A 23,008-nucleotide genomic window follows, 5' to 3' on the forward strand; every position below is an offset into this window, starting at 1 on the left:
CCGGTTCCGGGATGCGCCGGGGCCCCCTGTCCGGTTGCGCAATCGACAGGGCGTTCTCCCGCGCCGATGACGACACAGCGTAACCCGGGTCATCCACTGGGCTATTTAATATAAACGAGCACAAATTTATCTGGGAAATGGGGATGCTATGGGACTGAAAGGTGGGCCTACGCAGGACGAAGTCATGGCCGTCTCTCTCGCGAAACTCAAAATTCGCCCGGGCGACCGGGTCGCCGACGTCGGATGCGGGACCGGGAAGGTCGCCATCGCTGCATCGAAGATCGCGGAGCACGTCTACGCGATCGACAAAAGGTCGGAGGCGATCGCCTGCGCCCGGGGGGAGGCGGCTGCCGTCGGCGCCGGGAACATCGAGTTTTTCGAGGGGGACGCAGTCGACATCCTCCCGGGCATCGGCCGGCTCGATGCTGCCTTCGTCGGGGGGTCCCGCCGCCTGCCGGAGGTCCTCGCTCTCCTCGCTGACGCGGTGCAGGGAAGGATCGTCGTGAACGCGGTGATGGTCGGGACGCTCTCCGAGGCGATTGCAAGCATGCAGCGCCTCGGGATCTTCGTCGAGGCCGTCCACCTTCAGGTCTCCCGGTCTGCCGAGATCGCCGGGGGAGTGATGTTTAAACCCATAAACCCGGTCTATGTCATCGTCGGGGGTTCCGGATGCTCGTAGGGGTGGGGCTCGGCCCCGGCGACCCGGAACTTCTGACGCTGCGGGCGGTTCGGCTCCTTCGCGAAGCAACGATGGTATTCGTCCCCGGAAACCTCGCCTTTGACCTTGTGCGGTCGTACCGTCCCGATGCCGTCGTCCTCAACTTCCCGATGACGAACGACGAGGCTTACATCCGGCGGTGTCTTGAAGAGAACGCCGACCGGATTGCTCCGTACGCAAAAGAGGGGCTTGCGGTCTATGGGATCATCGGGGACCCGAACTTTTACTCGACCTTCTCCCGGCTCTGCGAGGTGATTGCCGCCCGCTATCCGGACGTTACCTTTTCAACCGAACCGGGGATCAGTTCCATCACTGCGTTCGCCTCGGTGGCGAACATCCCGGTGGCCGGGGGGTTCTTCGTCTCGGACGGGAATGGTCCCGAGTCGCGGATCTTCATGAAGGTCCGGCGCCCGGCGGCGCTTGCGGCCGACCTCCGGAGAGAAGGCTATTCGGAGTTCGTCCTCGTCGAGCGGATGTTCCTTCCCGGACAGCAGGTCTACCGGGGGGACGATCTGCCTGAAAAGAGCGATTATTTCTCGATCCTCTTTGCGAGGCGGTCGCATGCATAAGGTCTATATCGTGGGTGCGGGGCCCGGGGCGCCGGATCTTGTCACCGTCCGGGGGATGGACCTCATCCGGCGGGCGGATGTCCTCATCTATGCGGGGTCGCTTGTGAACCCGGCGCTCGTGGCGGAGTCCGGCGCGGAGCTGAAACTTGACAGCTGGGGGATGACCCTTGAAGAGATCGTCGATGCCGTCGAGGAGCACGCCCGGGCCGGAAAACTCGTGGTCCGGCTTCACTCCGGCGACCCGGCGCTGTACGGGGCGATTGTCGAGCAGATGGCGGAGTTCTCGCGGCGCGGGATCGAGGCCGAGATAGTCCCCGGCGTCTCGTCGCTCTTTGCGGCAGCTGCAGCGCTCAAGACCCAGTTCACGCTCCGCGACGTCTCCGAGAGCCTGATCGTCACCCGTCCGGCGGGGACGACGCTTGCGGAGGACAGGATCGCCGAGTTTTCCCGGCTCGGGCAGACGATGGTGGTCTTCCTCGGGACCGAGCGGATGGAGGAGGTCCTCGCCCGGCTGGAGTGCCCCCCGGACACCCCGGCGGCGGTCGTCTATCACGCCTCCTGGCCCGACCAGAAGATCGTCCGGGGGACGGTGACGGATGTCGCGGCAAAGGCCCGGGCGGCCGGGATCGAGCGGACGGCGCTGATCGTCATTGGGAAAGTGATTGACCCGGAAACGTCGGGGTTCGGGAGGTCGGTCCTCTACTCATGACCGGGACGGCCGTGATCGCGCTTGAGCGGTTCCTCCCCGACGCCCGCCGGATAGCGAACGCGCTCGGCGCCGACGTCATCCCCTACAGTCCGGAAGCCTTCCGGACGGCGTTTGCCGACTACGGCCGGATCATCGCCCTGATGTCGGCCGGGATCGCCGTTCGGGGGATCGCCCCGCTCCTCACCGACAAGTGGCGGGACCCGGCGGTGGTGGTGGTCGGCCCGGACCTGCGCTATGCCGTCCCGGTCGTCGGCGGCCACCACGGAGCAAACGACCTTGCCCGGGACCTTGCCGCCCTCGGGATCGAGCCGGTGATCACGACCGCGACCGAGGCCCTTGGTTTGGAATCGGTCGAGGGGTTCGCCGTTCGGTCGGGATGCGATATCGTGAATCGCGACTCCACCCGGGCGGTGAACGCCGCGATTCTGGATGCCGACGTGCCCCTCTACACGATCGCCGGCCCGGGGCTCGTCGTCGCGGGGCCGGGGGTCGCCCTCCTCGTCCGGAAGGGGGAGTACGCCGTCGGCGTCGGGTGCCGGAAGGGCGTCGGGGCGGACGAAGTGGCTGCCGCTATCCGGCAGGCGCTCGAAATGGCCGGGATCGCCCCCGAGGAGGTCCTCGTCTACGCGACGACCGCAAAGAAGCGCGGGGAGGAGGGCCTCCTCCGGGCCGTCGCGGAGATGGGCGGCAACCTCGTTTTCCTGGACGACGATACACTTAACGCGGAGGAGGCGCCAACCCCTTCACGGGCCTCCCTTATCGGGCTTGCCGGGGTTGCGGAACCTGCGGCCCTCGCGGTCTCGAAGCGGAAAGAATTGGTTCTTGCCAAACAGGCGTATGGGAGTGTTACCGTTGCAATCGCGCGATAGTGAAGGAAGACTGTATATCGTCGGGACCGGTCCCGGCAACCTGCTGCAGATGACGCCCCGGGCGTTCGCCGCCCTCGACGAAGCCGACTGCGTCATCGGCAACGGGTTCTATCTTGACCTGGTCAGGCCGATGCTCGCCGGAAAAGAGGTTATTCGGAGCAGCATGGGCCGGGAAGTCGACCGGGCGGAGAAAGCCCTTGCTCTCGCACGGGACCGCGTCGTTGCGATGGTGAGCGGCGGCGACGCCGGGATTTACGGGATGGCGAGCATCGTCCTTGAGGTAGCCGAACGTTCGGCTACGGCGGTCCCGATCGAGGTCATTCCCGGCATCACGGCCGCGGTCTCGGCGGCAGCGCGGTTGGGCTCGCCTCTCTCGGGCGATTACGTCACGATGAGCCTCTCGGACCTCCTGACACCCTGGGAGGAGATCGAGCGAAGGCTCGACCTCGCGTTCCGGATGCGGGTGCCGGTCGTCCTCTACAATCCCCGGTCCCGGGGGCGGCCGCACAACCTGGATACCGCGATCGAGATCGCCAGCCGCCACCTCCCCGGCGAGACGCCGGTCGGGGTGGTCAGGAACGCCTACCGGGAAGGGGAGGAACGGTTGATCACGACGCTTGGAGAGTTTAACGACCACATTACCTTCGTGGATATGCACTCGATCGTCTTTGTCGGCGGAGGAGAAACGAGGATCTGGAGGAATGAGACGGATGCGAGAGGAATCATCACGCCCCGGGGATACCACCGGAAATACGTATACTGACCTTGCGGCGGTCACCCCGGAGGCTTATGCGATAGCGAGTACGAGCCGGAACCTGGCCCGGCAGCGGGTGGGGAACGCCACCCCCGAGGACCGGATCCGGCAGCGGTGCTCTATAGCGGTCGGCGATTTTGCGATGGCCGATCTGATGCGGTTTGCTGGCGACCCGGTTAAAGCGGGTCTTGCCGCACTTGAGCGGCGGGCTCCGGTCATCACCGATATCCGGATGGTGCAGGCGGGCATCCTGAAACGCGGGCATGCAAGCGAGGTCCTCTGCGCCCTCGATTTCGGCGAGGAGATCGCCCGGGAGCGCGGGATCACCCGGACGTCTGCCGGGTTCCTTGCCCTGCGGGACCGGATAGACGGTGCGGTTGTGGTCATCGGGAACGCCCCGTCCGCGCTCCTGGTCGTCTGCGATATGGTCCGGGAAGGCGTCCGGCCGGCACTGATTGTCGGGACGCCGGTGGGGTTTGTGAACGCGGCGGAGTCAAAGGAGGTGCTTCGTGCTCTCGACGTGCCGTCTGTCTCGAATGCCGGGACCCGGGGTGGAACGCCGGTCGCGGTAGCGGCGATAAACGAGATCGTCACGATCTTCGCCGAGCGTGCAGGTCATGCGGGACCCGGTTACTGACTTTGAGTATCCCGAAGCATGGGTTACGGCCTGCCGCTCCCCGGACCTCCTCCCCGACGTCCGGCGGGGCTTCGCGGTCCTGACGGCGTCGGGAACGGTCCTCCGCCGTGGGTTCACGACCGGGACGACGGCGGCCGCGGTCTGCAAGGCGGCGGTCCTCTCGCTCTCCTGCGAGACCGTGGACGGGGTGGAGGTCACCCTTCCCTGCGGTATTACGGTCAGGGTCCCGGTGGACGCCTATCGGGGACGGGCGTCGTGCTGGAAGGACGCCGGAGCCTATCCTTCGGACGCGACCGCGGGGCTCGAGTTCGTCGCGACCGCGGTCCCCTCTCTTTCGGGAGGGGTCCAGTTCGTCCCCGGTGAGGGTATCGGGAGTTTCGGCCGCAACACCCGCCGCCACCTGCAGGGGACGCCGGCGATCAGCGCCCCGGCACTCGACTGCATCAGGCGTTCAATCGATGAGGCGGTGGAGGAGGCGGGCCTTCATGGGACGACGGTCATTCTCACGGTTCCCCGGGGTGCGGAGGTGGCCCAGAAGACGCTGAATCCGAAGATCGGGGTGCATGGCGGGATATCGGTCCTCGGGACGACCGGGTTTGTGGAGCCCTGGGACGACCACGTGACGGAGGGGGTGCTCGACCGTATCGCCAGGGCTCCCCGGGGCGTCGTGCTGACGACCGGCCGGCTCGGCCTGCGCTATTCACGGCTCTTCTTCCCGGATCGCGAGGCTGTCCTCGTGGGGAACCACCTTTCGGAGGCGCTGCAGGCGGCCGACGGCGATACTGTGATCTGCGGACTTCCCGGCCTGATTTTGAAGTTCATGAACCCGAACGTGCTTTTCGGGACCGGGTGCGCAACGGTGGAGGAACTCTCGACGACACCGCAATGGGAAGAGGTGGCCGGCCGGGAACTTGCGGCGTTCCTGAACCGCTATCCCCGCGTCAGGGTTGTGATCGTCGATCGCGACGGCCGGGTCATCGGGGAGTCGCCGTGAAGATCGTCGGCGTTGGCTGCGGCCCGGGAATGCTGACCGCGGAGGCGGTGCGTGTTATCGCGGGTGCGTCGCTCATTTACGGGTCGGCCCGCGCAATCGCGCTTGCCCGGGAGACCATTCCGCCGGGATGCGAGGTGCACGAGATCACGGACTACCGGTGCCTCCGGCTTCTTCCGTCTCATGCGGTCGTCCTCTCGACGGGGGACCCGATGCTTGCGGGGCTTGGTTACCTCCCGGGCGAGGTGGTCCCGGGGATATCGTCCCTCCAGGTTGTTTTTGCCCGCCTGAAGGTTCCGCTGACGAAGGCGGCGGTTGTCTCGGCCCATGGAACGGACCACGCCCGGGCGGTCGCCGAAGCCCGGGAGGGAATCCTCGCGGGCCGGGTGGTCTTTCTCCTCGCCGATCCGGCCTTCTCGGTCGGGGCGCTCGCGGCCGTCCTCCCGCCGGAGACGCGGATCGCCGTCTGCGAGGACCTCGGGTACCCGGAAGAACGGATCGTCGTCGGGACGGCGGCGGAGCCCCCGATGCCCCGGGGAGGCCTGTTCGTGGTGGCGGCGGGAGAGTTTTAGGGTACGCCCACGGTGCATCGATTCAATCCGGGGGTGAGGCGCCCCTCAGTCCCGGTCTGGAGCCGCCGTCTTCTGCGGCGCACGGGCCGCTCGTCTCTCCCTTCCAGAACCAGTAGCCCGACCGGAGGAGGTCGAGGAAGATAGCCTGATATGTTCCCCGTTCGCAGAGTTCGAGGTGGTAGCGGTGCACCGTCGATTTCGTCCCGTACTTCCCCGGCACATCGCTCCAGGTGCACCCCGTGGTGAGGACATAGAGGACCCCGTTGAAGAGGTGTCGAGGATCTCGGCGGGGCCGGCCGATGTGAGGTTTCTGGGGCGGGAGATGTCTCTGAACGATCTCCCAGAGGTCGTCGTCGATCTCCCGGAATACCATGAATTTTCATATCGACCGGAGGGTCTTATACTTGTGGGATGGCCGGATCCTCCGGGGTTCCGGTCCCCGAAAATCGTTTGCCGGAGCGTTATCCTTCTCCGGAGTTTTGGGGATCGTAGTTCGTGACGATGATCTCGCAGATCTCGCCCCGCTTCCTCCCATCGCAGTTGATCATCCTTTTCGCCGGAATCCGGTCGATGTGATAGTCGGCGTAGAGTTCGTCAAAGAATCCGTCGCCTGGCTCGCTGTTCTTCGGATCGGAGTTGCTCAACATCAGTCTCGCACCCCTGGCGTCGCACCGTGCGTAGAATGCCGCAAGGCGCTTCTGGTCCTCATCGGTAAATCCGGTCTTTGAATACTGCGTGAACGACGACGTCCGGTTCAGGGGGCGGTACGGCGGGTCGAAGTAGACGAAGGCGTCTTCCGATACGTAAGGTTCCGACTGCGTAAAATCACCGAGATGAACGGTCGTATTCCGGAGTGCAGCGGAATCGGCCCGGAGCAGGTCTGCGCGCAGGATCTTCGGGTTACGGTACCTGCCGAACGGGACGTTAAACCCCCCGCGGGAGTTTACCCGATAGAGGCCGTTGAAGCAGGTCCTGTTGAGGAAGATGAACTGCCCGGCCCGTTCAATCCATCCGCTGTCGTAACGCCTGAAGTCGGTCTCTCCTCTCGCGCGGTTGAATGCCTCCCGCATGCGGTAATAATACTCTTTCCGCCCGGCATCGTTCTCCGAGAGAAATTCATTCGAGATCTCACTTAGATACCTGATGAGGCCAGAAACATCGTTCTTTACAACGTTGTACGCGAGGACCAGTTCCTCGTTGATGTCGAAGAGATGGCACTCCCGGAACCTGAAGATGCTGTTAAAATGGAAGTAAACCGCCCCTCCGCCGAGAAACGGTTCGACGAAGACCGGGAGGGCCCCCGTCTTGAGTTCTCCCGGGACCCTTCCGGTGAACGCATCAAGGAGTTGCGTCTTTCCTCCTGCCCATTTGAGGAACGGTCGCACGGTGGGTGCTGTCATCAGTCTCTTCCGTCGGCGTGGGTGCTTTTTTGTACCTCCAGAAGTTTGCTTTGAAACACATTAGTGTTGTCTGTATCCCGCGGCCGAACGACGATAGAGACAGTAGAGACGGTTGAGCTCGGCCCGTCCGCCCCCGTCGGGGAGCCTCACTGCCGGAGCCCATCCGCATACCCGGAGAACGCGTCCATATCCAGCAGGGTAAACGCTCCCTTCGAGAGCACGCCCACGCGGTCGCACATCACCCGCATCACCTCGGGGTCGTGCGATATGAAGACGGAGGCCGTGTTGTTCTTCCGCTGGAGGTCTTTCATCAGCGAGAGCACCTGCGCCTGCACGGACATGTCCAGCATCGACGTCGGTTCGTCGGCGACAATCAACTTCGGAGAGAGCGAGTAGATCTTCACCATCATCGCCCGCTGGATCTCCCCGCCGGAGAGCTGGTTCGGATAACTGTAGAACTGATCGGGCCGAAGACCGACGGCCTCAACCAGCGGCTGGAGTTCCTCAAAGACCTCTTCCCGCTCCTGCCCACGGTGGTAGACAAGCGGCTCGGTCACACTCTCGATCAACCGCATCCGGGGGTCCAGCGAGACCTCCGGGTGCTGGAAGATCATCTGCATCCCGGGCCGGATCGCCTCCAGGCGTCGGCCCCGGAGCCTGGAGATCTCGATTTCCTCGAAGAAAACCTTCCCTCCCGAAAGCCGTTCGAGCAGCAGGAGACAGCGGCCGAGCGTGGACTTGCCCGACCCGCTCATCCCGAATAGCCCGATCGTCTCCCCGGCGTCCAGCGTGAAACTCACGTCCCGGAAGATGTCCCCGTGGCCGTAGGTTTTGTGGAGACGCTCTACGCGGAGAAGTGGCTGCACCGCACCCACCTCCCCGAGACGTCCAGCATCGCAGGGTGGAAACCCTCACCTTCGGTGCAGGGGTGCGGGCAGCGGTCGCGGAAGTAGCACCCCTTCGGCAGCCGGGAGAGCCCCGGACAGATTCCCGGCATCGGTTTCATGCCGTTCTTCGGCAGCGCCGCGATCAGCCCTCTCGTATACGGGTGCCCGGGTTCCTCGAAGACCTCCGCCGTCGGCCCGAACTCTACAAGTTCCCCGGAGTACAGGACACCGACCGTATCGCCGATCAGCCGGGCAAGTTCCAGATCGTGCGTGATCATCAGGATTGAGTCGTGTCGTTTCTCTTTCAGCGTACGAAACATCGCGATCGAAGCGTTTCGTGCCGCGTAATCCAGACCCTTCGTCGGTTCGTCCGCCACCAGAAGCCGCGGCTCCGATGCAAGCGCGATGCCGGTCGTCAACCGCTGGCGCATGCCGCCCGAGAGCTCGTGCGGATAGGACGCCGCCGTCAGTTCCGGGTCCGGGAAGTTCAGGTACGAGAGAATCCGGCCGGTCTCCCCGCTCAGTCTTTCCCGAGGGACTTCGCGGCACTCCAGAACCTCGGCGATCTGCCGGCCGCACCGCATAAGCGGGTCCAGCGACCCGCTCGGGTTCTGCGGGATGAGTGCGATCTCACGGCCCCGGAGATGTGCATACGCCGCCTCGCTCATCGAGAGGATCTCTTGCCCTCCGTAGCGGATGCTGCCCGAGACGACCGCCGTCTTAGGCAGCAGGTGCAGGATCGCCTGGCCGATGACCGACTTACCGGACCCGGTCTCGCCCACAAGGACGCAGATCTCCCCTCTGTCGACGGAGAAACCGACGTTCTGCGAAGCCCGGATCATTCCCCGGCGGGTCGGAAACGTCACGTTCAACCCGGCCACCTCGAGGATCTTCATAGCGATCCTTCCCCGTCGGACTTCGGGTCCGTGATATCCCGCAGTCCCTCCCCTGCGAGGTTGAAGAGCAGCGTTACGATCGTGATCGCAATGCCCGGTACGATCACGTTCAGAGGCGCAGTCCGCATGGAGTCCAGACCTGCATTGATCATCGAGCCCCATTCGGGGATCGACGGCGGAATGCCGAGCCCAAGAAACGACAGCGTCGAGATCGTCAGGATCGTATGTCCGAGGTCCATCGTCGCCAGGACAACCACCGGCATAATGCAGTTCGGCATGATGTGTTTCGTCAAGATCCACCAGCCCGGAAGCCCCGACGCCCGTGCGGACAGAACATACTCCTGGTTCTTCTCAGAAAGAACCTGCCCCCGCATCAGCCGGGCAAACGAAGCCCACTGCGCTACCGCAAGCATCAGGATCATGTTCACGATGCCCGAACCGAGGAGAGTGATCAGGGCGAGAGCAAGAATGATCGACGGAAACGCAAGAAACACATCGATCACCCGGGCGACGACGTTGTCGACCCAACCCCCTCTGTACCCCGAGTAGCCGCCGATGGCGGTCCCGATGACGAATGTCGCGGCGATCGTCGTCAGGGCGATGGTCATCGAGGTCTGCAGGCCGCAGATCACCCGGCTGAAGAGGTCGCGGCCCAGATAATCCGTTCCAAGGATATGGGCGGCGGACGGACCCTGATTTTTCCCGTAGAGGTCGGTGGCGTTCGGGTCCTGCGGCGCAAGCATCGGCGCAAATGCGCTCGCGAGGATTACCGTCGCGAGCAGTGCGAGCACCACCTGCAGACCGGGTCGCTGCATCAGCCGGGAATACCAGTCCGATTCAAGGACGGATGCCCGCCATCTCCGGAGTTTTCTCGCGCTGCCCACTTCACTCATAGGTAATCCTCGGGTCGATTGCATGGTAGAGCAGGTCGATTGCGAAGTTCACGAGCAAGAAGAGAAGCACGATCACCATGATCGTGCTCTCGATCAGCACGAGATCGCGGGCGGAGATGGCCTTCATCAACAGGCTCCCGATGCCGGGCCACGCGAAGATCGTCTCGATCACCACCGAACCCGCAAGCAGGGCGCCAAACGACATGCCGACGACCGTCAGCACCGGCAGCAGGGCGTTTTTACAGGCGTGGGAGAGAAGCACCTGCCGGCCCGGGAGACCTTTTGCTTTTGCAAACACCACAAACGGTTTCTCCATCGTATCGAGCATGCTGGTCCGCATGATCCGGGCGATGGAGGCCATGGTATGCAGGCCCAGAGCGATCGCGGGCAGGACGATGAACTGCGGGCCGCCGTATCCGGCGACGGGTGTCAGGCGAAGCCAGATGGAGAAGACCAGCATCAGCATGACGGCAACCCAGAACCCGGGCATTGAGACGAAGAAGATCGTTGCTATCCGGATAAGGTGATCCGGGATTTTATTCTGGTGCAGCGCCGAGCAGATGCCGAAGAAGAGACCGAAAACTACGGCAAATGTCATGGATACGGTCGTCAGCAGAAGTGTCGGCGGCAGATACAACATCAGCAATTTATCCACCGGTTTATTGAACAGGATCGAGTAGCCCAGGTCCCCGTGAAGAACACCCCCCATCCAATCGAGATACTGTTCCAGCAGCGGCCTGTCGAGATTGTAGCGGCCGGAGACCTCGGCGATCAGTTCCGGAGGGGCGACCTCTTCCAGCCCGAGATACAGGTGCCGGGCGAGAACCTCGGCCGGCTCGCCCGGGGTGGCGTTCACTACCACAAACGTAAAGATCGACGCGATCAGCAGCGTCAGAATGAGGTATGCGGTGCGTTTGATGATGTAGTGATGCATATCTTTACGCCTGCTTCGTTCCTGAAATGAGATAATAGCACCAGTGATGGTTGATCTTCTGGTACCATTTCAGATATCGCCGCTGATGCTCGCGGATATGCATCAGGTCTTCCAGAGAAATGTCTGTAAGACCCGCATCCGCAAAGTATCTTCGTGCCGTATCCTCCGGAACGCCCCCGAGGTTCGGCAGGGCGGCCGAGACCTCTTCATCGTATGAAGACGGCGTAGAGAGGGGATCAAAAACCTTACCAAGAACCTGACTTACGGTTCTGCGGATCTTCGTCGTTGTCTTTCCGTCGTCCCAGACACCATCGATGACGATGACCCGGCCGCCCGGCCGGACCACGCGCTTCCACGACGCAAGGGCGACATCCGGATGCGGAAGCGTCCAGAGAAGGTGGCGGTTGACCACCGCATCGAAACTCTCATCTGCAAACGACGGGTTTTCCGCGTCCCCCTCCCGAAAGATCATCGAAAGCCCCCGATCGGCGTTTTTCTTTCTGCCGACCTCCATCATACCCTCCGAAAGATCGATGCCGGTGACGTCATGACCCATCTCCGTGAGGATCAAGCCCATCGCGCCGGTACCGCATCCGACATCCAGAATGGAGAGGGGATCTCCTTCCGGTAAAATTTTCAGGAATGCATCCATCCAGAGATCTTTTTCCTCTTTCGTCTGCACACCGTGGGAAACATGCAGGTCGTACCGGTCTGCACTCTTATCCCACTTGCTGGTGATGCCGGATTTGATCTCGCTGTCCTCCATCGTCTCCCCCTCAGGATACCGTCATGAACGGACTGAGCTTGTAGTCGTGTGCCGTCGGGTCGTAGGCGAACCCTTGCACATTGTCCCACATGAGAATGGCGACACCGTAGTAGGCGATGTTGATGGTCGCAACATCATCGTACACAATGCCCTCAACATCGCGGAAGTAGGCATACCGCTCCTCCGGGAGGGTGAGGTTGTGGCCCTCCGCAACGAGTCTGTCGACTTCCGGATTGCTGTAATGGCCGCGGTTTGTAGTTCCGTCGGTTGTGTACCAGGTCTTTAAAACATACTCCGGGTCCGGGACCATGGCAAGGTTCGCTGCGATCAGGTACAGGTCCCAGTCGCCTTCGTTCAGCATGGGAGAGATAGCCCCCGTCTCCATGGCAACCTCCGTCACCTCAACACCTACGTCTTTTAAGTTGGCGGAGATTGCCTCAAGCATCGGCACAAGACCGGGCCGCTCGGTGTAGGTGAGCAGTTTGAGGCTCAGCTTCTTTCCGTCTTTGTCGATGTATCCGTCGCCGTCCGTGTCCTTCCAGCCGGCTTCGGCGAGATACTGTTTCGCGAGAGCGGGATCATACGTGTAGGGAACGAGGGTGGTGTTCGCCCAGGTCATCGTCGGCAGGAACGGTCCTGCTGCCGCATCGCCGACACCGTACAGCACGTTGTCCACGATCCCTTCCCGGTCGATTGCATATGCCAGCCCTTTTCTGACGTTCAGATCGTCGAGCGGAGCATGGTCCATATTTAGATCGAGTTTGTAGGTCCGCGGGGTGTTGAACTTCAGCACCTCAACCCCCGAAAGAGCATCCAGCCGGTCGACGCTGCTGTACGGCGGGTCGAAGGTAAGGTCGACATCGTGATTTTCCAGGACCATTGAACGGGTTCCGGGATTCGGGTAGCCCCGGGTGATGATCTTTTCCAGTGTCGGCGTACCGCCCCACCACCCGGTGTGTTTGACCACAACGACCTCACCGGTCTGCTCGTTGAAGGATTCCAGTTTCATCGGACCGGTCCCGATGGTACCGACATAATTTCCCGCAGCGTCATAGGATTTCGGGCTGATGATTGCGGTATCCGGGGAGTGAAGCGCCGCAGGCAGCAACGGGTTTTTCTCGTTGGACCGGATGCGGAGGGTGTACCTGTCCACGATCTCGGAGCCTTTGTAGTCCAGCAGCGTTGTCCTGCCCGGCTGTTTGGCGTTGATGTTCTCGATGGAGAACTTCACGTCCTCGGCCGTCATCTCATCGCCGTTGTGGAACTTCACACCCTCCCGGAGTTTGAACTCCCAGGTGGTGTCGTTGATCATCTTCCAGCTCTCGGCAAGAATCGGTTTAAGGGAGAAGTCCTCCTCGGTACCGACGAGCGTCTCGGTGATGATGATCTTCTCGGTGATCAGCGTTCCGGTGCCGGTGCCCTGATCCAGCTCGCGTGCGTCGACCATCTTATGATTTCCGACGACCAGCACGTTTTTCTCGGCGTTACTGTCGGTACATCCCGCCGCGGCAATGCAGAGAAAAACCGCCGCGAACATACAGAGCAGGGGTGTCGTCTTCATTTACTCGATTCCTTTCCTGCCGGAGATCAGGTAGTAGGTGCCTCTCGGGTTGATCTTTTCGTACCACTTCAGCCGTTTGCGCTGATTCTCCCGGATGCGGGCAAGATCCTGCACCGCGATATCTCCAAACCCTGCATCGGTCAGATACCGGCGTGCGGTCTCCTCCGGAACGCCGCCGAGGTTGGGCAGAGCGGCGCGCACCTCATCGCTGTACCCCTTGTCGCCGTGGGGATGGGCTTCGACGATCCGGGCGATTCCGGAACTTACGCCGCGGCGGACTTTCGCACCGAAAGACCCGTCGTCCCAGACGCCGTCGATGACCATCACGACGCCCCGGGGCTTTAGCACCCGATGCCAGGATGCAAGTGCCGTCTCCGGGTGGGGAAGCGTCCAGAGCAGGTGGCGGTTGATGACCGCATCGAACGTCTCCGGTTCAAACGGCGGGTGTTCGGCATCTCCCGTCAGAAATGTCATCGGAAGGTTCTGCTCCTCCGCTTTTTTTCTGCCGATCGCCATCATGCCTTCTGAGAGATCGATCCCTGCGACGGTATGCCCCATCCCGGCAAGAATGAGCCCCATCGCACCGGTCCCGCATCCGACATCCAGAATGTGCAGAGCGTTTCCGGGGAGAAGTGCGGAAAATACCTCCATCCAGAGTTTTTTCTCCTCGTCGGTCTGAACCCCGTGAGACACATGATTGTCATAGTATCCGGCTTCCGCACTCCAGGTCTGTGCAATGTGCGATTTCATCGCGTTGTCGTCCATGTTCTCTCTCCTGTAAAATCCCTAATTACTCGCTTCAACGGTCTTTTTTGCTCACAGATTCTATAAATCCGTCGTCGGTATCTTCATCTTCGCGTCTCCTACGGTTACGCGGGCAGCGGGCATTCCCGCCGCTCTGTTTGAGAACTTTCTTCCTTCATGCTTCCGCCCTTCCCGGTTCTTTGCGATCGAAAAATGGGTTCATGCCGAGATGGACATGAACGGATCGATCCGGTAGTCGTGTGCGGTCGGATCGAACTTGTAGCCGTTTACGGTATCTTTCATGACGACGGCGACGCCGTAATAGGCGACGTTGATCGTCGGCAGGTCATCGTAGACGATCGCCTCGATCCGGCGGAAGTGGTCGTAGCGTTCGTCAAGATCGCTGATATTGTGCCCCTCTATGATCATGCGGTCGACCTCCGGGTTGCTGTAGCCCGCCGTGTTGCTGGACCCGGTGGTGGTGTACCAGCCCTTCAGGACATACTCCGGGTCGGGGACCATCGCAAGGTTTGTCGCGGAGAGATAGAGGTCCCAGGTGCCGTCGGCCATGGCAACGGTCAGAGCGCTGTTTTCCATCGAGAGCGTCTCGACTTCGATGCCGACGGACTTGAGGTTTGCCGCAATGGCTTCAAGCATCGGCGGCAGTCCCGGGCGCTCGGTATAGGTCACGACCTTCACCTTGAGGTTCTTGCCGTCTTTGTCGACGTATCCGTCGCCGTCCGTGTCGGTCCACCCCGATTCTGCAAGATACTGCTTTGCAAGCGCCGGATCGTAGGTATAGGGTTTCAGGGTGGTGTTCGCCCAGGTCATCGTCGGGAGGAAGACGCCTCCGGCCGGACTCCCTACCCCGTAGAGGACGTTGTCGACGATCCCGTCGCGGTCGATTGCGTGGGATATCGCCTTACGAACGTTCTTATCGTCCATTTGAGGGCGGTTCAGGTTGACGTCGAGTTTGTAGATCCTCGGCGTGTTGTACTTCTCCACGTGAACCCCGTCGAGAGCGTCCAGACGATCAACCTCGCTATAGGGCGGATCGACGGTGAAATCGACCTCTCCGCTCTCGGCAAGCATTGCCCGGGTTGCCGGACTCTCGTAGCCGCGGATGATCATCCGATCAAGACCGGGCTCTCCGCCCCACCACTCGCTGTTCTTGACGACGACAACCTCCCCGGTCTGTTCGTCGAAGGACTCAAGTTTCATCGGACCCGTTCCGATCGGCGTTATAAACTTCCCGGAGGCATCGTATGAATCCGGGTGGATGATCGCCGTGTCCGGATAGTGCAGCGTTCCCGGTACAAGCGGGTTCAACGTGTTTGTGTGGATGCGGAGAGTATAGCGGTCCACCACTTCGGAAGAGTTGTAGTCGAGAAGCGTTGCGGTGCCGGGAGAACTTTCGGCGACCCGGTCCAGAGAGAACACGACGCTCTCGGCGGTCATCTCCTCCCCGTTGTGGAACAGCACCCCTTCTCTGAGGTCGAACTCCCACGTCGTGTCGTTGATCTGCCGCCAGGCGGTGGCAAGGTTCGGCACGAGGGTGAAGTTGGCGTCCGCCCCGACAAGGGTCTCGGTCACGATTGCCTTCTCCGTGATGAAAGTGCCCCCGCCGTGCCCGTCTCCGGGATTGATCGACGACACGCGCCACATCTCCCCTACGACAAGGGTGTTTTCCGGACCCGGCCCGGACGATTGGGTCGATGTACACCCGGCGGCCAGCATGCCTGCCGCCAGAATCAGAACGATGAACAATCCACACGTCTTTCTCATTGTTTTACCTCTCTATCGTCAACTCTGTCCCTGCGGGAGTACACGGAAAAGACCCGTCAACATGGCAATTGTCCGGGATCTCGCCCTTACAGAGTATGGTTTCTATTGAGATCCACCGGTCATAAATTTTACTAAATTATATCTTAATGATAATTGATGTGATGAATTCAAGAATTAATATGAAAAACCGGTTTGCTATTGCGGATAATTACGACCTTTTGTTAGGATCTGCTTAAAATATCCGATGATCGAAGATCCCCCATGGCTTAGAGCATTTTCGCATGTGTTTGCCGGGGGAAAGGTCATATCCGGTGAAACAACGGTAATCGAGAGGGCTAAAAGCCTTCGAGGCGCGAGCACAGTGAGCGTGAGCACCGAGGTGTGAATGGGTGTTCCCTCCGGCGTTCCGGGGCAACATCATAGCATGAACTCGTCTTGCCGTTCGGTCGCGGTGCCTCCCCGTTCACGGACCGGTTCGATTCTGCCTGGTTACGAAAGACGCCGTTCCCGGAGTCTCCTCCCGTGGACCCACCAGCCTGCGACCGCCGCGAGGACGACAACGACGATAGCGGCCAGAATCCCGGTGCCGAGCATCGGATCATCCCGGTAGATATTCAGAAGTACGTCGGCCCCGAGGGCGAAGACGAGGCAGGAGGCGAGCGACCCGATGCAGACGCAGCAAAAGACCCGAAACTCTGCCAGTCCAAGCAGCCGGCCGAGGACCGATCCGCTCATCGCCCCGGTCCCCTGGAGCGGGACAAAGACGAGGAGAGTGAGTCCGACCGTCGAAAACCGCCGTAGCCATGCCTGGCTCTCGATGTAGTCTCGGGCTATCGTCATCCCGCTCTCAAGCAGACGGCCGACGAGCGGGACCTTCAGTGCCAGGTCGAAGTTCCAGACGACAAAGAGGGAGACGGCTACGTCAAGGAGGAAGATCACGGCCGTGATGAGCCACCAGGAGTAGCCCGCCAGGATCGCGAGCGGAATGATCGTCTCATGCCCGGCGGGAGGAATGAAATAGGCGATGATCAGCCCGGACATGATGAGGAACCGTTCGTAGGGCTCGGTCAGGTAAAGGGCCGTAACGACGGCCGGGATGATGGCGAGCGGGAGGGTGAATTTCAGGGCACCTATGATGCAGGGATGCATAAGGAGGGTTTTCCAGCGGCCCTGTCCGGAGGTCTCGGTTGTATGGTCGTCTGTGGTCATGGATCGTCGCCCGGGAGGGAGGATCTACCGTTCAAGATAGTGGGCCGAGGATTCCTGCGACTTAAGTTGTGGGAGGAATCGGCCCTTCGCATATCTCGTTATACTTTCACCCCGCGCATGGGTATACTTAATGACGGAGGAAGTCCAACAGATGTTTGTTGCGCTATGGAAGGCACGAAGCAGGAGCATCTCCTGCGGATCACGGCTATACACCTGGCGCAAACGACACCACAGTGCAGCGACATTGCTGCCAGGGCCGCTGTCAACCGGCCTATTGCGGTCCGCTCCCCCGACATCGGGGGAGAGGTGGAATCGTGAAGCCCCTAAAGAGCATGGTGCCACCTACGGTATCATGCCCCCCACTTCAGTGGGGGGTAGTTGACGGTTTGGGACGTCGGGATAAGACATTGTCGGAGCGGGTTCCAGCAGGTTCAAGTTCCCGGAGGGTGAGGATAGGGGAGTATGACTCCTGTTCCTGTTACCCGGTCGCCCCGCACCCTTCCCATCGTCGATCCCGGTACCCGGGAGAGTGCCTTATGCACGATCGCCAATGTCGGGACCGCGCTCGAAACCCTTCGCGAGGTGAGAAAGCACGTTCGCGGCGACCACAAGCGCCGCCTCGACGACGTCGCGGTGATCCTCCGTGCGGTCGCGTTCGACGCCCAGGCAGCCTATGCGATCACCGACGAGGAAGCCCGGGAATTTATCCGAAAGTGCCGTTCCCCGTGAGTCTCGGGCCGCTTATCCGGCGCGGCTTGCACCGGCTTGCAGAGGATTTAACCGGTTCGGCGCCTATCATTGCAGATGAACGAGTCGCTCCGGCAGGTCGTCCATCTTGTCTTCGGCCTCGGGATCGCGGGTTTTGTCCACTTCTTCGACCGCGACATCACCCTCACCGTCCTCATACTCACGCTCTTTGTGGGGTTCATCTTCTCCGACGCCGTCGCCCGGGGCTACACCATTCCGGTCGTCTCCTGGGTCATTGCGGGTCTTGAACGGCGGGATGCCGTTCCGGGCAAAGGGGCCCTTTTCTTCGCTCTGGGGGCGCTCTTCTGCCTTTTCTTCTTCGGCAGAGAGATAGCCTTCGCCGGGCTCGTGGTGCTCTCGCTTCTCGACAGCGTCACCACCCTCGTCGGCGTCCGGTTCGGCAGGACCCGGATCTACAACCATAAATCCCTTGAGGGGACGCTTGCGGGTGTCGCGGTGACGACGGCCGCCCTTTGCCTCCTCGTCCCGCCGGCGGCCGCTCTGGCGACGGCCGCGGTCACGGGCCTTGCCGAACTGGTGAGCCCCGTGGACGACAACCTCGTTGTCCCGGTCGTGGCCTGCCTCACCCTTACGGTACTGCTCTGAAGCAGTGGCGGAACCGTCGAACCGGTCCATCGGGGACTGTATCTGCATGCCCAAAGATTATGAGGCTGGACCCGGGTTTGCCGGAGATTGAGGGCGTGATTAATGCTCCGCTAACCTCTTCGTGCGGTGGTCGCACACCGGGCAGGTGGTGAAGACCCCGCAGGCAGAGCAGTCCTCTCCGGTGCAGGGCTGGACCCGGATCGTAACGCTTGTCCGGGGGAACTCCCGCTTGACGTCGGTCTCTATATGTTTCACGATCCCGTACGCCTCCTCGAGGGTTGCGGTCTTCGGGACGACGAGATGGAGGTCCACGAACCGGTTCGGCCCCGAACGGCGGGTCCGGAGCCGGTGGAAGTTGATGACTGCCGAGCAGTGCTCGTTGATGATCTCCCGGATCCGGGCCTCCTCTTCCGGGGGCAGGCTCCGGTCGACGAGGTCTTCGAACGAACGCCGGATGAGGTCGAATGCCGCCTTCAGGATGATGACGGCGACCGCGAGCGCGATGAGGGCATCGAGGACCGTAAGACCGGTCAGCCGGATCAGAACGAGCCCCGCCACGACCCCGATAGAGGTGTAGACGTCCGTCCGGAGGTGCCAGGCATCGCTTTCAAGCGCGATCGACTCGGTTTTCTTTGCCACTCGCATCAGCCGGGAGGAGACGTAGAAGTTTACTCCGGCCGAGAGCAGCATGACCCCGATACCCAGTCCTAGCGCCTCCACGTTCAGCGTCTCTTCTCCGCCGAGAAGGTTTTGCGCTGCTTCATTGATGATGATGAGTGCGGCGACGAGGATGAGGACCGCTTCAAGAAGGCCGGATATGCTCTCGTATTTCCCGTGACCGAAGGTGTGACACTCGTCGGGGGGCCGGGCCGACTCCCGGACGGAGAAGTAGGCGATGGCCGCTGCTATCAGGTCGATGCCCGAGTGGATTGCCTCGGATATGAGCCCGACCGAGCCGATCGCGATCCCGGCCGCCAGTTTCGTCACGACGAGAAGCGTGTTGGACGCGACCGAGAGGCGTGCGGTCTTCTCTTTCAGCACGCCGTCCCGTCCCGGTGCGTCCAATCCGCCCAGAACGACCCCTCCCATGATTGATGAGTGTTCGCCCTCCACCGGGATAGGGTTTTTCATGCCCGAAGGGGGAGTCCAGAAGGGTCTCTGGCAGTGTTCCCTCCATCACCCGACCGTGAGGATGATGAGCGAGTCGGTCCCCTCCCGCCCGGGAGAGACCCCTTCGGTGAGCACCACGCGCTCGCCGGACCCGATCAGACCGGAGTCCCGGATTGAGTCGAGGATCGCCCCGTGCCAGTATTCCTTCTCGCTCCGGATCAGGAACGGACAGACCCCGTAGGAGAACGCCAGAAACTTGAGGGTTCCCGGGTTCCGGGTGAACGCAAGGATCCAGGCATCGGGTTTGAACCGCGAGATGCTCCGCGGCGTGCTCCCGGAGCGCGTGGGCGTCAGCACGAACCGGATGCCGAGCGCATCCAGCGCCTCGATGACGTTTAAGGAGACGACGTCGTTGACGGTGATCTTCTCCCGCCCCCTCCCCTGCCGGAAGTACTCGAGCGGGCTGCACACCGCCCCGACGGTCGAACGCTTCTCCTCGGTCGACCGGGCGATCTTTGCCATCATCGCGACCGTCTCGGCCGGGTACTTCCCGATGGCCGTCTCCTCGGAGAGCATGACGGCATCCGTCCCGTCGAGGATGGCGTTTGCAACGTCGGTCACCTCCGCCCGGGTGGGCCGGATGTTGTCGGTCATCGACATCAGCATCTGCGTCGCGGTGATCACCGGCCGACCGAGGATGTTGGCCTTCTGGATTATCCGCTTCTGCACCGTCGGGACCTCCTCGATGGGAATCTGGACCCCGAGGTCGCCCCGGGCGATCATGACTCCGTCGGTCTCCCGGAGGATCTCGTCGAGATTTGTGAGCGCCTCCTGCCGCTCGATCTTTGCTATCACCCTGACGGACTTCCCCGACAGGGCCGCGTGCTCCCGGGCTTTCAGGACATCTTCCGCCCGCTCGATGAAGGATATGCTGAAGGTGTCGAGCCCCTCGGAAAGCCCGAAGTCGATGCACTCGCGGTCCCGGTCGGTCACGGCGCTGAGTGCAACGATCCCGCCGCCGCCGACGAGGCTCATCCCTTTGCGCGAGAGGAGGGGCCCGCCGATGATCACCGTCGCCCGGACGTCGTTCTCCCCGACCTCGTCGACCCGGAGCTGAAGGAACCCGTCGCTGAGAAAGATGATGCTTCCCGGCGCGACCAGTTGCGGGAACTGCTCGAAATCGACGGGGATCTGGTCGGGATCGCTCTGAACCGGGGCGGTCGTGAGGGTGACGGTCTCTCCCTTGCGAAGTTCCATGGGCTCTTTAGCGAGGTCGCCGATCCGGATCTTTGGTCCCGGGAGGTCGATCAGGATCGTGACCGGGAGCCCGACTTCGTCCGCGGCGGTCCGGATGTTCCTGATGTTCTCCCGGTGCTCGTCGAACGACCCGTGGGAGAGGTTGAGCCGGGCGACGTTCATACCGGCCCGGATCATCCGGACGAGCACCTCCTGTGAGCGGGATGCGGGTCCTATGGTACAGACGATCTTTGTTTTGTGGTCGGGCAGGCTCATCCGTTTCCGTTTCGTCTGCTCCGATATCTGATGAATTACCTCTTCGAGCATCATAGTACCCTTCGGGTACCGGCACCGGATTAACCTTCGCCCGGGGTGCGGACATGCCGGGTGCGGACGTATCCCTGGGCAATGCGGCAGGGTTCACCCGCGGGAGGGGACCCGGACGGGTCTCTGACTCTCCGATTCCTGCACCGCGATCACCGCGAGTGCCTGTCCGCTCTCGGCGCTGTATTCGCCGATGCGGCGGTGGACGTGCTCGATCATGCCTCCGGTGGTGATGATGAGCGAGTCTTCTCCGATGAGGGCTTTTAAGATGCACTTGTCGATGACGCCGTAGGTGTATTCGAGAAGAATCCGCTCCCGGTTGGCGAACTCCTTGGCACGGGTTCCCATCGCCCCGACGTGCTCGGCCGTGCTCCGCTCGATGAACGCCTTCAGTTCGTCGCCGCCGATCCTGTCGGCGTTGCAGAGGTAGATCTTTCCGGTTTTGTCCCGAGCCGGGGCGCGGCCGCGCGTCTCCCGTTCGATCCTGTCGGTGAACTCAAGCACGCTCTTCGGGGGAACGCCCCGGTCGATGACTCCCCGGAGACCGAGTTCGTTGTAGAGGTCGAGGAGGGCGGGCGGTTTCAGCCTGGCGGCCGCGAGGAGGGTGTGATCCGAGAAGACCTCTTCCGGCGGCCCGCAGGCGAGGACGCGCCCGTGCTCCATGAGGATGATTGTGTCGGCCCAGCGGTAAGCCAGTTCTACGTCGTGCGTGGATATCAGCACCGTCCGGCCGCCGGCGGCGAGTTCGTCGAGGAGTTCCATCACCTCTTCGGAACTTGCGGGATCGAGGGTATTGGTCGGCTCGTCGAAGACAAGGACCGCCGGTTCCATTGCGAGGATGCCCGCGATGGCAACCCGTTTCTTCTCGCCGCCGGAGAGGTGGTGGGGCGGCCGTTTCTCGTAACCCCGGAGCCCGACGTAGCCGAGCGCGTCCCGGACGGCACGCCGGACGGCGTCGGGCGATAGGCCGAGGTTCACCGGTCCGAAGGCCACGTCCGCTTCGACGGTCGGGGCGATGATCTGGACGTCGGGGTTCTGGAAGACGAACCCGACCCGCCGGCGGAGGTCCCGGAGGCTCCGGTTGTCGTAGGCGAGCGGCCGGCCGGAGAAGCGGACTTCTCCCGAAGCGGGCCGGAGCATCCCGTTGAGCATCAGGAGAAACGTCGATTTTCCGGCACCGTTCGGGCCGACAATGGCGGTCTTTGACCCGGGAGTGATCCGGACGCTCACTCCGGTGAGGGCGGCCGGACCGTTTGGGTAGGTATAGGTGACGTTGTCGGTTTCAAGCAGTGGTGTCGTCATATGAGTGTCAGACCTCCGGTTCGGAGCGATACGCCCGCGACGGCGCCGATGTAGATCAGGGTCGTTGCGAGCGCGAGGCCGGATACCGGCCGGGTTTCGCCGGGTATCCCGAATTTCCCGTCGTAGCAGCGTGCGTCCATCGCAAGGACCAGGGCTTCGCCGCTCTCCCAGGTCCGGAGGAAGAGCGCCCCGGAGAGCATCCCGAACGAATGCACCGACTCCCGGAACCGGCCGTAGCCGAGGCGCATCACCTGCGAGCGGTAGATCTGGCCGGCCTCCTCGATGAGGATGAAGATGAACCGGTAGGTGAGCATGACGAGATCGATGAAGACGGCGGGCACCCGGAGCCTCCGGAAGATATCGAAGACCTCGGTCATCGGCGTCGTGAGCGCGATGAAGAACAGCGAGCACATGCCCCCGAAGACCCGGGCGAGGAGGAGGACGGCGAGATTCGCACCGTCCGCCGTAACTGCAAGGGGGAGGCCGGGGACCTCGAAGAGCACCGTCCCGCTCCCGGTGATGAAGAGAACCACGGCGATGCTCATCACCGCGAACGAGACCGGGATGAGGAGGATGCGGGCGTAAAATCGCGCGGGGATCTTTGCGAGGATAAGGATTGAGGCGCTCATCGAGGCCGCGACCAGAAGAGGGGCGACGGGGCCGGGAGACGAGATGCAGAGGAGGATGCTCGCAAGCCCGATAAGGAGCTTGAGAGCCGGGCTTACCTGACGGAGACCGTTTTCCTGGGCAAAGTCTTCGAGCACCTCATGCATTTGTGTCTCCTATCTT

At 62.1% G+C, this 23,008-nt stretch carries 25 protein-coding genes; 10 read left to right on the forward strand and 15 right to left on the reverse strand.

Annotation, left to right across the window (positions count from 1 at the left end):
* The first annotated feature begins 148 nt into the window (after positions 1–148).
* The 8 genes from cbiT to BRA42_RS03700 are packed head-to-tail and all read left to right on the forward strand — an operon-like array spanning position 149 to position 5,819.
* Complete coding sequence (gene cbiT / locus BRA42_RS03665; RefSeq protein WP_292410015.1) at positions 149–679, forward strand: precorrin-6Y C5,15-methyltransferase (decarboxylating) subunit CbiT; 531 nt, start codon at positions 149–151, stop codon at positions 677–679.
* A complete protein-coding gene (locus tag BRA42_RS03670) occupies positions 670–1,287 on the forward strand; it encodes a cobalt-factor II C(20)-methyltransferase (RefSeq protein ID WP_342770727.1) in 618 nt (205 codons plus the stop codon). The genes cbiT and BRA42_RS03670 overlap by 10 nt, the downstream gene beginning before the upstream one ends.
* Entirely contained in the window at positions 1,280–1,996 is a 717-nt protein-coding gene (gene cobM, locus BRA42_RS03675) for a precorrin-4 C(11)-methyltransferase (RefSeq protein WP_292410011.1), read from the forward strand. Before BRA42_RS03670 ends, cobM begins: the two co-directional genes overlap by 8 nt.
* The gene (gene cbiG / locus BRA42_RS03680) at positions 1,993–2,865 is read left to right on the forward strand and encodes a cobalt-precorrin 5A hydrolase (protein WP_292410009.1); all 873 of its coding nucleotides are present in this window, start codon (positions 1,993–1,995) and stop codon (positions 2,863–2,865) included. Before cobM ends, cbiG begins: the two co-directional genes overlap by 4 nt.
* Positions 2,834–3,628: a precorrin-3B C(17)-methyltransferase gene (cobJ, locus tag BRA42_RS03685; protein WP_342770728.1), complete on the forward strand. Its 795-nt coding sequence runs from the start codon at positions 2,834–2,836 to the stop codon at positions 3,626–3,628. Before cbiG ends, cobJ begins: the two co-directional genes overlap by 32 nt.
* Entirely contained in the window at positions 3,576–4,256 is a 681-nt protein-coding gene (locus BRA42_RS03690; protein WP_342770729.1) for a precorrin-8X methylmutase, read from the forward strand. Before cobJ ends, BRA42_RS03690 begins: the two co-directional genes overlap by 53 nt.
* Positions 4,237–5,250, forward strand: coding sequence for a cobalt-precorrin-5B (C(1))-methyltransferase (locus tag BRA42_RS03695; RefSeq protein WP_292410102.1), 1,014 nt, complete (start codon positions 4,237–4,239; stop codon positions 5,248–5,250). The genes BRA42_RS03690 and BRA42_RS03695 overlap by 20 nt, the downstream gene beginning before the upstream one ends.
* On the forward strand, positions 5,247–5,819 hold the full coding sequence (locus BRA42_RS03700) for a cobalt-precorrin-7 (C(5))-methyltransferase (protein ID WP_292410003.1): 573 nt from the start codon (positions 5,247–5,249) through the stop codon (positions 5,817–5,819). Before BRA42_RS03695 ends, BRA42_RS03700 begins: the two co-directional genes overlap by 4 nt.
* Positions 5,820–5,841: 22 nt before the next feature.
* On the opposite strand, the gene BRA42_RS03705 is transcribed toward BRA42_RS03700, so the two are convergent.
* The 11 genes from BRA42_RS03705 to BRA42_RS03755 form a co-directional block, all read right to left on the reverse strand.
* Positions 5,842–6,192, reverse strand: coding sequence for a transposase (locus BRA42_RS03705; protein ID WP_292410001.1), 351 nt, complete (start codon positions 6,190–6,192; stop codon positions 5,842–5,844).
* 88 nt (positions 6,193–6,280) lie between these two features.
* Complete coding sequence (locus tag BRA42_RS03710; RefSeq protein ID WP_292409999.1) at positions 6,281–7,219, reverse strand: DNA adenine methylase; 939 nt, start codon at positions 7,217–7,219, stop codon at positions 6,281–6,283.
* 146 nt (positions 7,220–7,365) lie between these two features.
* Entirely contained in the window at positions 7,366–8,085 is a 720-nt protein-coding gene (locus BRA42_RS03715; protein ID WP_292409997.1) for an ATP-binding cassette domain-containing protein, read from the reverse strand.
* A complete protein-coding gene (locus tag BRA42_RS03720) occupies positions 8,064–9,002 on the reverse strand; it encodes an ABC transporter ATP-binding protein (protein ID WP_292409995.1) in 939 nt (312 codons plus the stop codon). Before BRA42_RS03720 ends, BRA42_RS03715 begins: the two co-directional genes overlap by 22 nt.
* Entirely contained in the window at positions 8,999–9,895 is an 897-nt protein-coding gene (locus BRA42_RS03725) for an ABC transporter permease (protein WP_273259219.1), read from the reverse strand. The genes BRA42_RS03720 and BRA42_RS03725 overlap by 4 nt, the downstream gene beginning before the upstream one ends.
* Positions 9,888–10,829 carry an ABC transporter permease gene (locus tag BRA42_RS03730; RefSeq protein ID WP_292409991.1) on the reverse strand — a complete coding sequence of 314 codons (942 nt, stop codon included), beginning with the start codon at positions 10,827–10,829 and terminating at the stop codon, positions 9,888–9,890. Before BRA42_RS03730 ends, BRA42_RS03725 begins: the two co-directional genes overlap by 8 nt.
* A 4-nt stretch (positions 10,830–10,833) precedes the next feature.
* Complete coding sequence (locus tag BRA42_RS03735; RefSeq protein ID WP_292409990.1) at positions 10,834–11,595, reverse strand: class I SAM-dependent methyltransferase; 762 nt, start codon at positions 11,593–11,595, stop codon at positions 10,834–10,836.
* Positions 11,596–11,605: 10 nt separating this feature from the next.
* Positions 11,606–13,156, reverse strand: a complete 1,551-nt coding sequence (locus tag BRA42_RS03740) for an ABC transporter substrate-binding protein (RefSeq protein WP_342770730.1) — start codon at positions 13,154–13,156, stop codon at positions 11,606–11,608.
* On the reverse strand, positions 13,157–13,921 hold the full coding sequence (locus tag BRA42_RS03745) for a class I SAM-dependent methyltransferase (protein ID WP_292409986.1): 765 nt from the start codon (positions 13,919–13,921) through the stop codon (positions 13,157–13,159). It lies immediately after the preceding gene.
* Between the two features lie 198 nt (positions 13,922–14,119).
* A complete protein-coding gene (locus tag BRA42_RS03750) occupies positions 14,120–15,685 on the reverse strand; it encodes an ABC transporter substrate-binding protein (protein ID WP_342770731.1) in 1,566 nt (521 codons plus the stop codon).
* A 489-nt stretch (positions 15,686–16,174) separates the two neighbouring features.
* On the reverse strand, positions 16,175–16,894 hold the full coding sequence (locus BRA42_RS03755; RefSeq protein WP_292409982.1) for a small multi-drug export protein: 720 nt from the start codon (positions 16,892–16,894) through the stop codon (positions 16,175–16,177).
* A 462-nt stretch (positions 16,895–17,356) separates the two neighbouring features.
* Here BRA42_RS03755 and BRA42_RS03760 point away from each other — a divergent pair, with 462 nt between their 5' ends.
* Positions 17,357–17,623 (forward strand): hypothetical protein, encoded by a 267-nt coding sequence (locus BRA42_RS03760; RefSeq protein WP_292409980.1) that lies wholly within the window; start codon positions 17,357–17,359, stop codon positions 17,621–17,623.
* 75 nt (positions 17,624–17,698) lie between these two features.
* Positions 17,699–18,247 carry a diacylglycerol/polyprenol kinase family protein gene (locus BRA42_RS03765; RefSeq protein ID WP_292409978.1) on the forward strand — a complete coding sequence of 183 codons (549 nt, stop codon included), beginning with the start codon at positions 17,699–17,701 and terminating at the stop codon, positions 18,245–18,247.
* A gap of 99 nt (positions 18,248–18,346) precedes the next feature.
* On the opposite strand, the gene BRA42_RS03770 is transcribed toward BRA42_RS03765, so the two are convergent.
* The 4 genes from BRA42_RS03770 to cbiQ all read right to left on the reverse strand — a co-directional run bounded on the left by BRA42_RS03770 (position 18,347) and on the right by cbiQ (position 22,992).
* The gene (locus BRA42_RS03770) at positions 18,347–19,336 is read right to left on the reverse strand and encodes a cation diffusion facilitator family transporter (protein WP_292409976.1); all 990 of its coding nucleotides are present in this window, start codon (positions 19,334–19,336) and stop codon (positions 18,347–18,349) included.
* Positions 19,337–19,423: 87 nt separating this feature from the next.
* Complete coding sequence (pyk, locus tag BRA42_RS03775) at positions 19,424–20,923, reverse strand: pyruvate kinase (protein WP_292409974.1); 1,500 nt, start codon at positions 20,921–20,923, stop codon at positions 19,424–19,426.
* 90 nt (positions 20,924–21,013) lie between these two features.
* Complete coding sequence (locus BRA42_RS03780) at positions 21,014–22,219, reverse strand: energy-coupling factor ABC transporter ATP-binding protein (protein ID WP_292409972.1); 1,206 nt, start codon at positions 22,217–22,219, stop codon at positions 21,014–21,016.
* Positions 22,216–22,992, reverse strand: coding sequence for a cobalt ECF transporter T component CbiQ (gene cbiQ, locus BRA42_RS03785; RefSeq protein ID WP_292409970.1), 777 nt, complete (start codon positions 22,990–22,992; stop codon positions 22,216–22,218). Before cbiQ ends, BRA42_RS03780 begins: the two co-directional genes overlap by 4 nt.
* Positions 22,993–23,008 lie beyond the last annotated feature (16 nt).

This window comes from Methanoculleus sp. UBA374 (genome assembly GCA_002508705.1).
Lineage (GTDB): Archaea > Halobacteriota > Methanomicrobia > Methanomicrobiales > Methanoculleaceae > Methanoculleus > Methanoculleus palmolei.

Excerpts from the sequence above, each read along its gene's own strand:
- cbiT (WP_292410015.1), top strand. The coding sequence starts at position 149 with ATGGGACTGAAAGGTGGGCCTACGCAGGACGAAGTCATGGCCGTCTCT.
- BRA42_RS03670 (WP_342770727.1), top strand. The coding sequence starts at position 670 with ATGCTCGTAGGGGTGGGGCTCGGCCCCGGCGACCCGGAACTTCTGACG.
- cobM (WP_292410011.1), top strand. The coding sequence starts at position 1,280 with ATGCATAAGGTCTATATCGTGGGTGCGGGGCCCGGGGCGCCGGATCTT.
- cbiG (WP_292410009.1), top strand. The coding sequence starts at position 1,993 with ATGACCGGGACGGCCGTGATCGCGCTTGAGCGGTTCCTCCCCGACGCC.
- cobJ (WP_342770728.1), top strand. The coding sequence starts at position 2,834 with ATGGGAGTGTTACCGTTGCAATCGCGCGATAGTGAAGGAAGACTGTAT.
- BRA42_RS03690 (WP_342770729.1), top strand. The coding sequence starts at position 3,576 with ATGCGAGAGGAATCATCACGCCCCGGGGATACCACCGGAAATACGTAT.
- BRA42_RS03695 (WP_292410102.1), top strand. The coding sequence starts at position 4,237 with ATGCGGGACCCGGTTACTGACTTTGAGTATCCCGAAGCATGGGTTACG.
- BRA42_RS03705 (WP_292410001.1), bottom strand. The coding sequence starts at position 6,192 with ATGGTATTCCGGGAGATCGACGACGACCTCTGGGAGATCGTTCAGAGA.
- BRA42_RS03710 (WP_292409999.1), bottom strand. The coding sequence starts at position 7,219 with ATGACAGCACCCACCGTGCGACCGTTCCTCAAATGGGCAGGAGGAAAG.
- BRA42_RS03720 (WP_292409995.1), bottom strand. The coding sequence starts at position 9,002 with ATGAAGATCCTCGAGGTGGCCGGGTTGAACGTGACGTTTCCGACCCGC.
- BRA42_RS03725 (WP_273259219.1), bottom strand. The coding sequence starts at position 9,895 with ATGAGTGAAGTGGGCAGCGCGAGAAAACTCCGGAGATGGCGGGCATCC.
- BRA42_RS03730 (WP_292409991.1), bottom strand. The coding sequence starts at position 10,829 with ATGCATCACTACATCATCAAACGCACCGCATACCTCATTCTGACGCTG.
- BRA42_RS03735 (WP_292409990.1), bottom strand. The coding sequence starts at position 11,595 with ATGGAGGACAGCGAGATCAAATCCGGCATCACCAGCAAGTGGGATAAG.
- BRA42_RS03740 (WP_342770730.1), bottom strand. The coding sequence starts at position 13,156 with ATGAAGACGACACCCCTGCTCTGTATGTTCGCGGCGGTTTTTCTCTGC.
- BRA42_RS03745 (WP_292409986.1), bottom strand. The coding sequence starts at position 13,921 with ATGGACGACAACGCGATGAAATCGCACATTGCACAGACCTGGAGTGCG.
- BRA42_RS03750 (WP_342770731.1), bottom strand. The coding sequence starts at position 15,685 with ATGAGAAAGACGTGTGGATTGTTCATCGTTCTGATTCTGGCGGCAGGC.
- BRA42_RS03755 (WP_292409982.1), bottom strand. The coding sequence starts at position 16,894 with ATGACCACAGACGACCATACAACCGAGACCTCCGGACAGGGCCGCTGG.
- BRA42_RS03760 (WP_292409980.1), top strand. The coding sequence starts at position 17,357 with ATGACTCCTGTTCCTGTTACCCGGTCGCCCCGCACCCTTCCCATCGTC.
- BRA42_RS03765 (WP_292409978.1), top strand. The coding sequence starts at position 17,699 with ATGAACGAGTCGCTCCGGCAGGTCGTCCATCTTGTCTTCGGCCTCGGG.
- BRA42_RS03770 (WP_292409976.1), bottom strand. The coding sequence starts at position 19,336 with ATGGGAGGGGTCGTTCTGGGCGGATTGGACGCACCGGGACGGGACGGC.
- pyk (WP_292409974.1), bottom strand. The coding sequence starts at position 20,923 with ATGATGCTCGAAGAGGTAATTCATCAGATATCGGAGCAGACGAAACGG.
- BRA42_RS03780 (WP_292409972.1), bottom strand. The coding sequence starts at position 22,219 with ATGACGACACCACTGCTTGAAACCGACAACGTCACCTATACCTACCCA.
- cbiQ (WP_292409970.1), bottom strand. The coding sequence starts at position 22,992 with ATGCATGAGGTGCTCGAAGACTTTGCCCAGGAAAACGGTCTCCGTCAG.